The sequence below is a fragment of the Flavobacterium phycosphaerae genome (assembly GCF_010119235.1).
In the GTDB taxonomy this organism is placed as follows: Bacteria; Bacteroidota; Bacteroidia; order Flavobacteriales; family Flavobacteriaceae; genus Flavobacterium; species Flavobacterium phycosphaerae.
Genome location: NZ_JAAATZ010000001.1, coordinates 1717579 through 1732975 on the forward strand (window position 1 = coordinate 1717579; position 15397 = coordinate 1732975).

Genomic DNA, 15397 nt, shown 5'->3' on the forward strand with positions numbered 1-15397 from the left:
AAAAACTCCCCTTGAGGAGAGTTTTTCGTGTCAAATAATTAAAAAAGCATTGTGAATTATTTTATCAAAATCTTTTTGGTCACTTCGCCTTTATCGGTGATTACCTTTACTATATAAGCTCCGGTGCTGAGGTTGGCCACCGGTAATTGAATGTCAGTTTGGTCTTGGCTCTCAATTTTCCAAGTCATTACACTTTGCCCAACAAGATTGAAAAGCAATACTGATTTTACTGTGGAATCTAAAGTAGTGTTTTGGATGCTAATCGTTTTTGTTGCTTGTAAATGAGCAATCGAAATTCCGTTTGTGATTTCGTTTTGAGTAATACCTAATGCATCAGTTCTTTTGAAGCGTAATGAAAATCGGTTTTCCACTGTTCCGGCCGGTAAATTAATTTGGAAAGTTTGATTTTTGATGCTGTTATACAATCCGGTTACATTATCATAAATAAAGATTTCCTGATTCGGATTAAAATTTTCTTTAGCATCGACAATAAAGTTGACAACGCCAGCGGTTGCTGTTTTTATCCCTAACGGGTATATATTAGCATCATTAAAATAACCATCGCCTTGAATATTCAAATTCCTGTTGTTGTTTATAAAATACATATCAATAGGTTGGTTTTCTATGCTAACCGCGTCATACCCTTTGTCGAAACCTGCTGTGGCATATTGGTTCATAAAGCCAATCAAAATTTGACGATGGTAATTATCCGGCGAATTGAAACCAAGACGTAGTTTCATGAACGATTCCTGAGAAAAACTGTCGTTATGATTATTGAATTCATGACTGTAAGGGTCAGTGGTAGTAGGATTGGCAGCTTTAAATAAAGTATAGGAACTACTGCTGCTTTCTTTTATAAATGATCTTTGATTGTTGCCAAAAACGATATTTCCTCCAGTTGAAGAGCCAGTGACAAAAAAGCCTTGCCCTACTGGGATATATCTTCCGGGTGTTTTAGTGCTAGTGCCTAAACCACTTACGCCTGATGGGGAAACAGGTGGTGTACCTCCAACTAATGTTCTAGTGGCATAACCTCCTTGGTACTGGATGGCTACATGCGAAATGTTTGTACTGTATTGTTCCCAAAAATATAGCGAGCCGGTAATAGAGGTAATGTTGTCATTAATAAAATCATCAGCATCAATAGCAGAAGGATAAGGATTCCCACATAAATTTAAATTGTTGGCTGCAACATAAGAAGTAATCGTTCCGTTATTTGGTTTTCCAACAAAGGTGTAATTTTGATGGTCAGCACTTGAATTGCTTCCTTTTAATGTATAGCCTTGGCCGGGAAGTAAAGTTCCGTTTTGTCCTACTTGGGCCCAGTTGGCACCGCTGTTATTTTGGTTTTGAAATTTGAATATCCAATAATTACTCAAAGTAATCGGACTGGTTGCAGAGCCGTCAATACCACTTGACCAATAGATGTTTTGAATATTATCAGGATCGGTTCCGTCTTTCATAACTCCAGACACAGTAAACCCGTGATTAATTGTAGTGCTATTTATTGAACTTACAGGAGAAGACCAATAATTGAAGTTGTATTTGTTAGATTGCCCTTCCTGATCGCGCTCTAAAGAGCCTGAACTGTTTTCATCTAGGTCACTGTTGTTTATTTGAACTAATTGCGATTTACCTACCAAGTCAATTTTACCATCCAATTTTAAATAATGAGATATTTGGATTTTAGTATCATTAGTGGCTGATAAAGTATTACTGTCAACAAATAAGCCCATTACTACTTTATTTCCGGTGGTTGTAATATTGTGTGAAGTTTTAACGATATTCCATTCGATTGGCGTTCCGTCAACAATTGAAAGACTGTAAGGTAATGGTTGAGTAGCACCATTTACCCAACTGGTACTGTCAGACCACAAGCCGTCAGCTGCTGTTTGATAGGGCATTGGAGCGGTTTGATAGACCACCGATACTTTTCCAGGGGTGAATACATTTCCTCGGTTACAGTTGTTTGAGTCGTCATTGATGTGGGTTCCAATAAAAGAATTCATCGAATAATACGTTTCTAAAGTAGACCAATTTAAGGAGCTCACATCGTTTCGGGTTATTGTATTCGGAAGGCTGCTTCCTGCTGTTTTTGTACCATCAAGCGTGATTTCCTGATTCATCATGAATCTGATTTGCGTTTGCGAAATGGTTTTGTTCCAAAGTCGGAATTCATCTATATCCCCTTTGAAATAATTTCTAATATCTGATTTGTCACGGTATTCAGCACCGATAGAAAAAGTTGAGGTATTGGTTGTAGGTCCAGCTGAGGCTATATTGGCATCCAACACTCCGTCAATATACAACTTCGTGTTTGTGCCATTATAGGTTACAGCAATATTACGCCACTCTGAGTTAGGCAATGCTACAGAAGAGGTAACTATTGTTCCGCCTGACCAATAAACATTGATTTTGTTGTCAGCAGATAAATAAATTTTGAATCCTGTGGTTCCGTCGTATTTAGACGCTATGGTTCTGTCGTTTGACGAATTGTTTTGTCCGTTTGGTTTAACCCAAACCATTAAGGAGAAATTAGATGGTAAATCATAGGTGTTACCTATTTTCATTACGTCATCCGTTCCGTCAAAAGTTAAACTTCTGGACAGTATCGTTTCGTGAGCCACTCCAAAAGTGAAATATTGTACGCCATCAAAGTCATAGGTGGTTTCTTGTTTAGTGCCGTTAGCAGTTAAAAATACAGTTTCCACATTGGTAGTGAAAGCCGCATCACTGGCTACAATCATAACGTAAGCGTCATTGCCTGCTAATGCGGGTAAGTTGGCCAAATCTGAAGTGGCTATAGCAATTTTTGTAGTTCCAACATCACCTCCTGTTTCTACTATTTTCCATTTTTTGTTAGGCAAATCGGTTGAAGTTGTAACGTTGGTAGCTCCGCCAAAGGTAACTGTCAAATCATTTCCTGAATCATTCATATTACCATTGTTGTCACCCCAAACAAGGTATCTTCTGTCTCCGCCAAAAGTATAGGTGTTGGCGCTATTGGTTAAATCAATACTGCCTAATCCGATAGTTACTATGGGATTGGTATTGATACTGGTGGATTGTTTTTGATTCAAATTGGAGGTATCATCTCGTCCGATTCCCGCAATATTATAGTTGTATCCTGAGTTGGATGTTGTGTTCCAAACTACAGTTCCGTTTGAATCTACATAATTTTGAGAAGTACCGTTAGTGCCTAATGTAATTCCGTATTTCAAAGCTAAATAGCTTTCAATTTTAGTTCTTTCGGTAGTATCGTCTTTTCTTTTGTTGAAGGTAATTATTTCAGCAATTCTGCCGTCTAAACTACCATCATAACCTTCACTTCTCCCAATCCAAAATGGACTGTTGTTTACATTTCTAAATGAAGTGCTATTGGCTTCGGTAGTGGAAAGATTGTTTCCGTTAAAATTCAATTCATTTCCTGTTGGACTGGAATCAGAATTATTTCTCGCATTTAGGATAAAGGCACTGTTGTACTGCGCCGTAGTACTAGTGTGAGCAGTACCATAGCTGGTACTTACCCCAACATTGTTGGATATGATTTCATTAGAAAAGCGGGTGTCAACGTTGCCCAAAGTCAATCCGGTTCTGTCAATTTCCTGACATGGAAGACTTTCACCGGTGAATATATCCATCGAGTTTGTGCTTGAGTTCAGCGTTACATCCGGAATCATAACTACATAGGTTTCCTGCGAATAATATCCGGAAGTTCCTTTTAAATATTGTCTGTTTGGGTCGTTGTCATTATAGGATTGAGAAGGTGAATTATAATTGTTGGTAAAATCAACTACCGGATTATAATTGATGTTATAGGCTGCATTATTTCTATAGATTGGCGCACCAACAGAAGCTGGTTTTACCGCATTTGATCCTCTGGCCTGTGTATACCAAGTATTCACATTAGTATTATCGGCAACAGTTGTTGTTCCGTCTAATAAATCAGAACGCAACCATAATTGCAAATCAGCGGTTACCCCGCCCGGACCTTTAGTTAAGTTGTTGGGTTGGATAGTTTCCCAACTGATAACAATTTTTCCGTTTGCCCCATTACCACCATTTCGGGTATTTCCTGATCCTGCATTTTGGTTTCTTCTGGCACCGCCTCCGCCACCTCCATAGGTGCTTCCTGCATTACCATTACCATTTTGATTATTATATCCATCTCCTCCTTTACCACCGGTACAAGAGGCTAATGCTCCTAAATAGCTTGTGGCACTTACGCCATTATTTCCTGATTCGGCACTAGCCCCTCCGCCACCTCCATATGAGTTGGAAAGACCGTCGCTTCCATTGCCTCCACTGGCAATAACATCTCCAATGCAAGCACTGGCACTACCACCTAAGCCCCCGGTGATGGTATTGTTAGGTACTGTTTTACCTCCTTTAGCTAATACTAAAGTAGTGGTGCCACTTTGAAGTTTAAAATATGAATCTTTGCCATCACTTGTATTGGTTGTAGCGCCAGTACCAACAGTAACAGTGTAGATTTGGCCTGGAGTAACAGCAATTGTTTTTGCTGCATAAGCACCGCCACCGCCACCGCCACCAACATTAAAGCCAGCAGAAGATAAACAGGTTCCGCCTTTACCACCACCGCCAATGGCTTCAACAGTAATTTGGAAAACACCAGATGGAATAGTAAAGGTTCCTGTGGCTGTAAAAGTTTGCGGACTGGTTTGACCGTTTGCTATTGCACTTAGTAGGATTGCAATAGCCAGGGAATAGTTTCTTTTTAATTTAACTAATAAATTTTTCATAACTCGGGGATTTATGATTTTATTATTTAAATGAAGAGCATTATGCTTCATTTGATTATTTGACATTTCAAAAGTAGAAAGTCATTTCAAATAATCGATAAAAAGCACAAAAAAATCGATGAAATGCAATTATATACAATATTAAAACATAAAAAACTTACAAAATATTAATGAATATTTCGACGAATGGTATTTTTCAGTAGTTGAAAATCAGTAAATTGAAAAAATGGAAAGAGAGTGTAAAAAAACGGAAATAAAAAAAGGCTTGGAAATTTCCAAACCTTTCAATTTTTGTAGCGAGAGGGAGATTTGAACTCCCGACCTCAGGGTTATGAATCCTGCGCTCTAACCGACTGAGCTACCTCGCCAATAGTCGGCATCCTCTGAATGCGGGTGCAAATATAAAATTAAAATTTAGGGTTACAAACTTAAAACACTTATTTTTTTTATTTTTAAAAAACACTTTTTTATTGATTTTATATTCTATATATTTCCAAAAAATTTGTTCTGATTATGGATAATAAAATTCGTTATGAGCTTGAGTTTCCTTTGAATTCGTCACCTCAGTTACTTTACCAATACATCTCAACACCTTCAGGCTTACAGGAGTGGTTTGCTGATAACGTAAATTCAAGAGGTGAATTTTTTACTTTTATTTGGAATGACATTGAGGAAAATGCACGCTTAGCTTCAAAAAAAACGGGAGAAAAGGTAAAATTCAAATGGGTTGATGATACCAAAAAGGATACCGACTATTATTTTGAATTGCGAATTTTGGAAGACGAGATCACCAAAGATGTGTCTTTAATGGTAGTTGATTTTGCCGAAGAAGATGAAGTTGATGAGGCGAAATTATTATGGGAAAATCAAATTTCCGATTTAAAACACGTCATAGGTTCTATATAAATATTTTTTAATACAGTATATTTGTCCCGCTAAAAACGGGACTTTTTTTATGGTAAATTTTAATGGAACTATACTGGATACTGAGCTGCAATTGAGTGTTTCAAATCGTTCGTTTCTTTATGGCGACGGTGTTTTTGAAACATTGAAAATTGTAAATAGTAAAATTTTATTTTTTGAAGATCATTATTTCAGACTGATGGCTTCCATGCGTATTGTTCGAATGGAAATTCCAATGTCATTTACTATGGAATATTTGGAAGAACAAATTTTAAATCTGGCAGCTGTTTCCAATTTACTTGATGCTGCCCGTGTTCGGTTTACGGTTTTCAGAAATGAAGGTGGATTTTATACGCCTACAGACAATACGGTTTCTTTTGTTATTGTAGCTTCTGAATTGGACAACAAACAGTATCCATTTTCAAAAGCCCCTTTCGAGGTTGATTTGTATAAAGACTTTAGTATTTCTAAGCAATTGCTTTCTACCTTGAAAACCAACAATAAAATGATTCAGATTACGGCCGGTATTTTTGCCAAAGAAAATCAATTGGATTCTTGTTTGCTTATCAATGAAGATAAAAATGTTGTTGAAGCTACAAATGGGAATCTATTCATGCGGATGGGGATAAGTTAATTACACCGCCAATTACCGAAGGTTGTTTGAACGGAATCATGAGAAAACAAGTTTTAGCCCTTGCCAAAAAAATGGATACTATAACCGTAGTCGAAGAGCCTATTTCACCATTTGATTTGCAAAAGGCAGACGAATTATTCATAACAAATGTTATTATGGGTATTCAACCTATAACAAAATACCGTAAAAAAGAGTTTGAAGTTATGTTGTCTCAACAGCTGTCAGACAGATTAAAGAGCTCTATTGAAGCTTAATTGAGGATAGGATTCTCTGGTGCATTGGACCAAATTAGATATTCACCACCTAATTCAATGATTTTTTCTTTCCAGAAATGTACTGAAGCTTTGCCTAAAATATTGTTTTCATAAATATTTTTGGATAAAATCCAAGAGCTGGCTTGCATTTCATTTTCTAACTGCTCTGCATCCCAGCCGGTGTAGCCTAAGAAAAAGCGAATGTTTTTTTTCTTGATGATGCCGGTGTTGATTAATTCTTTGGTTAATTCAAAATCGCCTCCCCAAAAAATCCCATTTGAAATCTCAACGCTATTCGGAATCAAATGTGGTACATTGTGAATAAAATATAAATTGTCTTGTTCTACAGGACCACCATTATAAATTTTGAATTTGGAATCAATTTCAGGAAGTAAATCCCTGATGGCATATTTTAAAGGTTTGTTCAAGATAAAACCCACCGAACCTTCTTTGTTGTGATCGGCCAATAAAATCACAGATCTGTTAAAAGACAAATCACCTATAATAGACGGTTCGGCTATTAATAATTGACCTTTTTTTAATTTTTCTGAGATCATTGCAATAAAATTTTTATTAAAACTAAGAAAAAGTATTTAAAAATGCTAATTTTTTTTAGTCTAAAAACAAAAAATCCACATCAAACGATGTGGATTTTGTATATCAGATGAACTAATTTTTAGTTTACTGCTCCGTCTAATTCAGCACCAGCTTTGAATTTAACTACATTTTTAGCAGCAATTTTGATAGTTTTACCAGTTTGAGGATTTCTTCCGTCTCTTGCAGCTCTTTTAGATACTGACCAAGAACCGAATCCTACCAAAGATACTCTTCCGCCTTTTTTCAAGGTACCGCCTACATTTCCTAAAAATGATTCTAAAGCTAATTTTGCAGCCGCTTTTGTGATTCCAGCGTCAGCTGCAATTGCATCGATTAATTCTGATTTGTTCATAATGTTAGTTATTAATTGTTGGTTAAACATTTTGTTAATGATAACAAATTTAATAGGAATTGCTTACTACACAAGCGTTTTGGTGTTTTTTTCAAAATTTTGTTGATAACTTGATTTATTTGTTGATAAACCCGTGCTTTTCATCGATTTTTTTATTCAAAAACCGCTTGAGACCTTATTCTGCTTGCGCTTTTTCGGAAAAGGTAACACCATTTAGCAACTCATTTGCCTGCATTTTTTTCTTTCCGGGAAGTTGTAAACTTATAATTTGAATAAAACCATCTTTTACGGCTACTTTAATTTCTTTTTTTGAGGTAATAATTTGACCGGTTTGAAACGAATGACTTTCCGAAATAATCTTGGCATCGTATATTTTTACACTCCATTCTTCACCATTGTCTTTAAAGAAACACCAAGCAGAAGGATAAGGCGATAAGCCACGAATTAGATTGTGAATCTCTGCAGCCGATTTTGTCCAATCTATTTTGCAGTTGTCACGATTGAGTTTGTAGGCTGTTTTTATTTCAGCATTATCTATTTGAATTGTAGTTGATACATTTACTTTTGCTATTAAGTCCAAAGTTTCCGTAACAGCCTCGCTTCCCAAAACCATTAATCGGTCATGAAGTAGTCCTGCATTTTCATTATCGCTGATTTCAATTTCTTTACTTAATATCATCGCACCGGTATCAATCTTATCATCTATAAAAAAAGTTGTAACGCCGGTTTTTCTTTCTCCGTTAATAATAGCCCAATTGATTGGAGCAGCTCCTCGATAGTTAGGCAACAAAGAGGCATGCAGATTAAAGGTGCCTAATTTGGGCATACGCCAAACGACTTCCGGTAGCATTCTGAAAGCAACAACGACTTGCAAATTGGCCTGCAGGTTTTTTAATTCCTCTAAAAAAGTTTCTTCTTTTAGGTTGGAAGGTTGCAGTAATTTCAGGTTGTGCTCCAAAGCATATTCTTTTACTGCAGAGTATTTTATCTTTTGGCCACGACCGGCCGGTTTATCTACCGCCGTAATAACACCAACCACTTCGTAATTATTTTTGATAATTGTGTCTAAAATACCCACGGCAAACTCAGGCGTTCCCATGAAAACAATGCGCAATTTTTCCATTCTTATTTTAAGGAATATAAATTATTTGATTTGATACTGATGGTTTCATCTTCCAATAGCTTTTGCAGCGCAAAGATAACATCGTCTTTCGGAAATTTAGTCAACTTTTGAATATCTCTCGAATTGAAGTCTTGCATTTTTAATAATTCAATAATTTTCTCAGTAACCGACTCCGGGTTTTGAGGTTTCTTGTTTTTGGCAATACAATAAGAGCAACTACCGCAGTTTTCTTTCAGCTTTTCTCCGAAGTAGTGCATTAAGAGTTTTTGTTTGCAGGATTTGGTGTCTTTACTATAATTAAGTACGGCCTGCAATTGCTCCATTTTTAATTTGTTTTGAGCTTCCAGGTGTTTGGAAACTCTGTTGATAGTGCGCTCGTCTTCCCTGACTTCATTAAAAGTAATTGTCGCATCATTGTTTTTAGCAATCATTTCAATAATACCTTTCTCTTTCAGTTTTTGCAAAAGAGAAAGCACTGCGGTGTCAAGGTTATTTGATTTTTTGGCAATCAACTGCGGATTGAAAGCCGTTTGCATGTCATAAATTCCGGGATAGGTTCGCAAAATCGTTAGCATGATTTCTTCGTCATTCGGATTCAGACTCATATATCGAATCACTTCTTTGGAAGGAATTATAAATTGAATGCTGATTTTTTCGGAGAATTCCTGAGACAAAGTAATGATACCTTGACGGTCTAAAAACTGTAAACCATTATAGGTCTTGAGTATCGGGAAATTATATTTAGTGCAAAACTGATTCAGATTAAAACCAAATTGCTCATCAATCCCTTCACCATAGGCTATTTGGAAGTAATTGCACAATTTAGAAAACACCAAATTCAAAAAAGTCTTATCGGGCAAAATGCTGATGAATTGTGCTTCGGCATGTAACACATCTGACGGATTGTTGAGCATAACGGCAAAGGCTTTCTCTCCATTGCGCCCGGCTCGCCCGGATTCTTGGTAATAATTTTCGAGATTTTGTGGCAAATGCAAATGAATAATCGTTTTGACATTCGCTTTGTCAATCCCCATTCCAAATGCGTTGGTGGCAACCATGACCTGCGCTTTTTCTTCCATCCAAAGTTGCATGTGGTTGGCTTTGTCTTTGTTGGTCAAACCGCCATGATAAAAAGTTGCGGTAAAACCCATATTCTCCAGTTGGTAAACCGTTTCTAAACATGACTTCCGATTGGTTACATAAACAATAGACGGTTGTGGATTTTTTTTCAGAATTTGTTGTAAAAGATGCAGCTTGTCTTCGGTTTCAAAAACCATGTAAGCAATATTTTCGCGGTAAAATGATTTCGAGAAAATTTGCGGATTGTCGAGTTTTAATTGAGCGATAATATCTTCTTTAACTCGTAGTGTTGCCGAGGCGGTCAAAGCTAAAAAAGGAACTTTTGGAAAGAATTCCTTAAGCTGTGCAATCTTTAAATAAGCAGGACGGAAATCATGTCCCCATTGGGAAACACAATGCGCTTCGTCAATAGTAATTAAGTTAATCGGAAGGTTTTTGATGCGTTCCAAAATCCAATCGTTTTGTAACCGCTCCGGAGAAAGATAAAGGAATTTGTAATTTCCAAACTGGCAATTGTCCAGCAAATCGATAATCTCATCTTGATGGATGCCACCGGTCAAAGCAATAGCTTTTATGCCTTTACTCTGCAGGTTTTGTACTTGATCACGCATCAAAGCAATCAGTGGCGATATGACAAAACACATTCCTTCCTGCATCATAGCCGGTACCTGAAAACAAATTGATTTTCCGCCGCCCGTGGGCATCAAAGCAAAAGTGTCTTTGCCGTCAATCACCGAAGCAATAATGTCAGCTTGCGGCTCGCGGAAAGCATCGTGTTTCCAATACTTTTGAAGAATTTCTATCGCTGTATTCAAAGGATGAATGGTCAATTAGGAATCATGAACTGCTCCAATTTTTTTATAAAAGTATAAAAAAGAATTGTCCTGCTCTTACACAAAAAATGTAATTATGCGAGTTGGTTTAAGATATACTGAATACGTTCTTCTACAGTACCTCTTGGCACTTCAATTAGTTCGTAACCGTATTTTTGATAAGTCTCTTTTAAATGATCAAAAATCAATTTGGCTTGCTCGAAGTTTTCGTAACGGGCTTCGTCACTTTCGTAGATTTCTTCCCAAGGCGGCAGTACAAATACTTTGGAGTAATTATGTTCCTTACTGGCTTGGTCAAAAAAAGCAGGGTAACTATCGCCGATATAATGCATATAGGCTAAAATATCCGGAATGCCACGGTCTAAGAATACAATTTCGGCTTGGTCCTGAGTAGCCTGTTGGTGTTGTTTTTTTCTGCCTTCCAATAATAATTCACTGAATAGCAATGGCTTTTCCAAAAACAGTTGTTCAAAGCCTTGTTTTTTGGCTTCCATGGTTACTTGACGCGAAATTTCGGGAAAACACGCATAGCCCTGTTCGATGAGTGCATCGATTATAGTGGTTTTACCGGTACCGGGACCACCAGTTATGACTATGAGTTCTTTTTTCAAGATTTTTTGAAATAAGGCGCAAATTTATTGAAACAAATTAGAATACCGAAAGTGTTTTGAGATTTTATTCTTCCCAATCTTCAATTAATTTTTTGTTACACCAAAGTAACCATTGTAATGAGATTATACAGTATAACAACATTGTTTTTAAAAGAGATGTAACAGACTGGAAACGAGTTGTAAAAGAAAATTTTGTAATGGAGTAATAGTTTTTATAAAAAAATGTTAAAATTTAACATAAATAACTACATTTGAAATAGATATAACCAACCAACCCAACCAAAATGAAGCAATTTTATCCTAAAGAGGAGTTAGGAACTCTCTGGCAAGCCCTAAATAAATCATGTTTTATATTAATACTGTTTGTTTTATTTTCCAATCATTCGAATGCGACAGTAGGCAATTATTCTTTTGCTTCTTCTTCAGGAACTTACACGGCATTGTCCGGAGGAACCACATTAGTGTCAGGAACGACATGGGACGATGAGGTATCTACTTTAATAACAATTCCGTTTAGTTTTACTTACAATAATGTAGCCTACACAACTTTGGGAATTAATGCTAATGGTTTTATTACCATGGGAGCAGTTTCAACAGCCGGTTTTTATTGCGGACTTCAGACAAGTGCGGCCAATTCTATTGCGGGTTATGGGACTGATTTAATTGGAGGCACAGCTACCTCTTCTATTAAGTATGGTGTAACGGGTTCGTCTCCTAACCGAAAGTTTATAATTCAATGGACAGAATGTAGACATTATGGAGGTGCTGCAGGAGATAGTTATACTTTTCAAATTATTTTAAATGAAACTTCGAATACGGTTCAAGTGGTTTGGGGAACGGTTACGGCAGCCACCACTATGGGAGCTAATGCTTGTGCAGATAGCGCAACTGAGTCCGGTAATATTGGTTTGTTGGGTAATTCTACTCAGGATTTTAACCTTCGAAGTATTACAAACGGAACTAATACTTGGGCTACTTCGGTAACAGGAACTACTATTAGTGCTGTTGGCAACTTGTCTTCCACTAATATTCCAGCATCAGGTTTGACTTATACTTGGACACCTCCGGTTGCTTCGCCTATGACTTTTACCTCTTGTACCACTACATTTGTTAATAATGCAAGGGGTGTAGTACGAAGCGCTACCAATAACGCTGTAATTCAGGTTCAGGTAGTAGTTGCAGGAACTACTACACCATTTTCGATAAGCAATCTTGCTCTTTCCACAACAGGGAGTACCAGCCCGACTAATGATATAACCAATGCTAAAGTATTTTTTACAGGAGGTAGTAGCACTTTTTCAACTTCTACCCAGTTCGGAACCACTACAACAAGTCCGAATGGGGCTTTCTCAGTCACAGGTTCAGCAACTCTAATTGAAGGGACAAATTACTTTTGGATTACTTATGATACAAAAGCTACCGCAACACTTGGAGATATTTTAAAAGGATGCTGTACTCAAATAACCGGTTCTGGGACTATGGGCGTTAGAACACCAACTGTTACTTGTCCTACAGGTTCTCAAACTATTATTGACGAAGGAACTTGGACAAAAGTTACTGCAACAGCACCTCATGCCAATCATGGGGTTATGTTATTACTTTCGGACGGTAGTGTTATTTGTCATACTAATTCCGGAGGTACTGATGGTAATGGAACTTTGTGGGACAAACTTACACCAGATGCTAACGGTAGTTATATAAACGGAACTTGGACTACTACTGCCGCTATGGCTGATACCCGTTTGTTTTTTTCTTCTCAGGTTTTAAAAGACGGACGTGTTTATGTTGCAGGAGGAGAATACGGAACTGGTTTGCAAAAGGCAGAAGTTTATGATCCTGTTGCTAATACTTGGACTGCCGCACCATCACCCGGAGTTAATATTAGTGATGCTAATTCTGAAATTTTGGAAGATGGTAGAGTAATGCAAGCCTTAGTTGCCGGCACGCTTAAAGGCAATCAAATATACAATCCGACCACAAATACCTTCAGTGCAGGACCAACATGCATAGGGATACATAATGAATCAGCATGGATTAAATTACCCGACAACAGTATTTTGTTTGTGGATCGTTTGAGTACAAATTCTGAAAGATATATACCTGCAACCAATACTTGGGTGGCTGATGCTACAGTGCCGGTATCTCTTTATGATTCTTTTGGAGATGAAACGGGTGGTGCTATTTTGTTGCCTGATGGTAGAGCTTTCTTCCTTGGTGCTCAGGGAACTTCCGCTTTTTATACACCTTCAGGAACTTCGAGCCCGGGAACTTGGGCCGTCGGACCATCATTGCCTAACGCTACCGGAGCACCGGATGCCCCAATGGCTATGATGGCAAACGGGAAAGTACTTTGTGCTGTTTCGCCATCGCCAACGTCTTCTGCAACATTGTTTATCCCACCAACTTATTTTTATGAGTTTGATTATTTGACCAATGCATTTACACAGATTCATGCTCCGGGTGGTGGATATTCTTTGAATATTGCCTGTTATCAAACCAATTTTCTGGACTTGCCTGATGGTTCTGTGATGTATGCTCAAAATCAGAGTAGCAACTCTTCTAATTACTACATTTATAAGCCAACAGGCAGTTCAACGGTAGCCGGGAAACCGACTATTTCTGCTGTTAATCAAACGTCTTGTAATGCTTATCAAATAACCGGGACAAAATTCAATGGTATTTCACAAGGAGCTAACTATGGTGACGATTGGCAAATGTCAACCAATTACCCGGTCATCAGATTGACTAATGGGGCAAATGTGTATTATTGTCGTACTTTCAATTGGAACTCAACCGGAGTAAGAAGAGGAAATCTTGCCGATAGTGCTCAATTTACATTACCTGCCGGATTACCGATAGCAACATATTCACTTGTAGTTACTGCCAATGGTATAGCTTCCGACCCGATTTCATTTACACCAACACCATATTTAACCAGTTCATTGACACCAAATGCTAGCTGTAGCAATGTTGCTTTCACATATACCCCGGTTATTGCTCCGGCAACAGCAACTTACACTTGGACAAGAGCAGCAGTGGTAGGGATAAGTAACGCTGCTGTTACTACCCCACAAATTTCGGCGCCTAATGAAATACTAATTAATACTACCACGAATCCAATAAACGTTGTCTATGTTTTTACACTCACTTCAAATGGATGCAGTAATACTCAAAACGTAACAGTTATAGTTAATCCCGCCCCCAATCCGGTTATTACAGGAAATGCCCCTATTTGTATAAATGCTATTACGCTTACCGTTGGAGCTTTTTCGAGTTATAGTTGGTCAACAGGAGCTACTACTCAAAGTATATCAGTAAGTTCAGCAGGTTTGTATACTGTTACTGTTACAGGAACTAATGGCTGTTCCGCCAGCGCTTCAGTTACCACGGCTCTTGATGCTAAAACCATTACCGCTTCTGCAGGAACCAATGGAAGTATTTCTCCTAATGGTTCTACTGCTGTAAGCTGTGGTGCCAACCAATCCTATACTATAACACCTAATGCCTGCTATCAAATTGCTACTGTTTTGATAGACGGAGTAAATAATCCAGCGGCTGTAAGTACAGGAACTTTTACCTTTACTAATGTCTCTGTGCCTCATACTGTCAGTGCTACTTTTGTATACAATTGCAGTTCGGTCGTCAATCTTAAAATGGATATAGAAGGTTATTATAATACGGCAACACATGCTATGCGATCAGTATTGTTAAATGAAGGAGTAGGGGTAAGTACAACCAATGTGGATAATATTACTGTTGAATTACATAATACAACTACTCATGCCTTAGTTACTTCAACTACTGCTATGTTACAAACAAACGGTAATGCCGTTGCTAATTTCAATTCGGCACCTAATGGGTTCTTTTATGTTGCGATTAAACACAGGAATGCAATAGAAACTTGGAGTGCCAATCCTATAACGGTTGGTCCGACACCGGCAACTTATAATTTTAGTGATGCTGCTTCAAAAGCCTATGGAAGTAACATGAAATTGTTGGAAACCGGAGTTTATGGTTTTTATTCCGGAGATCTCAATCAAGATGGATTTATTGAAGTTCAGGATTTTTCACCATTATTCAATAGCAGTGATGCCGGAGCTGAAGGATATCAGGCAACTGATTTAAATGGAGACGGATTTGTTGAAATTTTGGATTTCCCTTTTCTGTTTAATAATTCAGACGGTGGTGTTGAATCAGTTCATCCTTAAAAACGAATTCGATTTATTAAAAATCGCTTGACAAACTTC

Annotated in this window: 8 protein-coding genes, 1 tRNA gene and 1 pseudogene; 3 read left to right on the top strand and 7 right to left on the bottom strand. The window is 37.6% G+C overall.

Annotation, left to right across the window (positions count from 1 at the left end; all coding sequences use genetic code 11):
• Window positions 1–56 precede the first annotated feature (56 nt).
• Both GUU89_RS07595 and GUU89_RS07600 read right to left on the bottom strand, forming a co-directional pair.
• Window positions 57–4763: a LamG-like jellyroll fold domain-containing protein gene (locus GUU89_RS07595; protein ID WP_162127351.1), complete on the bottom strand. Its 4707-nt coding sequence runs from the start codon at window positions 4761–4763 to the stop codon at window positions 57–59.
• 294 nt (window positions 4764–5057) lie between these two features.
• Window positions 5058–5131, bottom strand: a tRNA-Met gene (locus tag GUU89_RS07600).
• A gap of 145 nt (window positions 5132–5276) precedes the next feature.
• Here GUU89_RS07600 and GUU89_RS07605 point away from each other — a divergent pair.
• Together GUU89_RS07605 and GUU89_RS07610 are read left to right on the top strand one after the other, a co-directional pair.
• Window positions 5277–5669, top strand: a complete 393-nt coding sequence (locus GUU89_RS07605; protein ID WP_162127352.1) for an START-like domain-containing protein — start codon at window positions 5277–5279, stop codon at window positions 5667–5669.
• A 49-nt stretch (window positions 5670–5718) separates the two neighbouring features.
• Window positions 5719–6554, top strand: a pseudogene (locus GUU89_RS07610) (aminotransferase class IV).
• Here the strand turns inward: GUU89_RS07610 and GUU89_RS07615 are convergent.
• The 5 genes from GUU89_RS07615 to GUU89_RS07635 form a co-directional block, all read right to left on the bottom strand.
• Entirely contained in the window at window positions 6551–7111 is a 561-nt protein-coding gene (locus tag GUU89_RS07615; protein ID WP_162127353.1) for a YqgE/AlgH family protein, read from the bottom strand. The pseudogene GUU89_RS07610 and the gene GUU89_RS07615 sit on opposite strands and share 4 nt — an antisense overlap.
• Before the next feature lie 119 nt (window positions 7112–7230).
• On the bottom strand, window positions 7231–7533 hold the full coding sequence (locus GUU89_RS07620) for an HU family DNA-binding protein (RefSeq protein ID WP_158592531.1): 303 nt from the start codon (window positions 7531–7533) through the stop codon (window positions 7231–7233).
• Window positions 7534–7678: 145 nt separating this feature from the next.
• The gene (gene fmt / locus GUU89_RS07625; protein ID WP_162127354.1) at window positions 7679–8626 is read right to left on the bottom strand and encodes a methionyl-tRNA formyltransferase; all 948 of its coding nucleotides are present in this window, start codon (window positions 8624–8626) and stop codon (window positions 7679–7681) included.
• A gap of 2 nt (window positions 8627–8628) precedes the next feature.
• Complete coding sequence (locus tag GUU89_RS07630; RefSeq protein WP_162127355.1) at window positions 8629–10521, bottom strand: RecQ family ATP-dependent DNA helicase; 1893 nt, start codon at window positions 10519–10521, stop codon at window positions 8629–8631.
• A 92-nt stretch (window positions 10522–10613) separates the two neighbouring features.
• Window positions 10614–11150 (bottom strand): AAA family ATPase, encoded by a 537-nt coding sequence (locus GUU89_RS07635; protein ID WP_162127356.1) that lies wholly within the window; start codon window positions 11148–11150, stop codon window positions 10614–10616.
• 284 nt (window positions 11151–11434) lie between these two features.
• On the opposite strand from GUU89_RS07635, the gene GUU89_RS07640 reads away from it, so the two are divergent.
• Window positions 11435–15358, top strand: a complete 3924-nt coding sequence (locus GUU89_RS07640; RefSeq protein WP_162127357.1) for a BNR-repeat neuraminidase N-terminal domain-containing protein — start codon at window positions 11435–11437, stop codon at window positions 15356–15358.
• Window positions 15359–15397: the final 39 nt, after the last annotated feature.

What these genes read in the sequence shown, in the direction of transcription:
- GUU89_RS07620 (WP_158592531.1), bottom strand. Translation starts at nt 7,533, where the DNA reads ATGTTTAACCAACAATTAATAACTAACATTATGAACAAATCAGAATTA.
- fmt (WP_162127354.1), bottom strand. Translation starts at nt 8,626, where the DNA reads ATGGAAAAATTGCGCATTGTTTTCATGGGAACGCCTGAGTTTGCCGTG.
- GUU89_RS07595 (WP_162127351.1), bottom strand. Translation starts at nt 4,763, where the DNA reads ATGAAAAATTTATTAGTTAAATTAAAAAGAAACTATTCCCTGGCTATT.
- GUU89_RS07640 (WP_162127357.1), top strand. Translation starts at nt 11,435, where the DNA reads ATGAAGCAATTTTATCCTAAAGAGGAGTTAGGAACTCTCTGGCAAGCC.
- GUU89_RS07615 (WP_162127353.1), bottom strand. Translation starts at nt 7,111, where the DNA reads ATGATCTCAGAAAAATTAAAAAAAGGTCAATTATTAATAGCCGAACCG.
- GUU89_RS07605 (WP_162127352.1), top strand. Translation starts at nt 5,277, where the DNA reads ATGGATAATAAAATTCGTTATGAGCTTGAGTTTCCTTTGAATTCGTCA.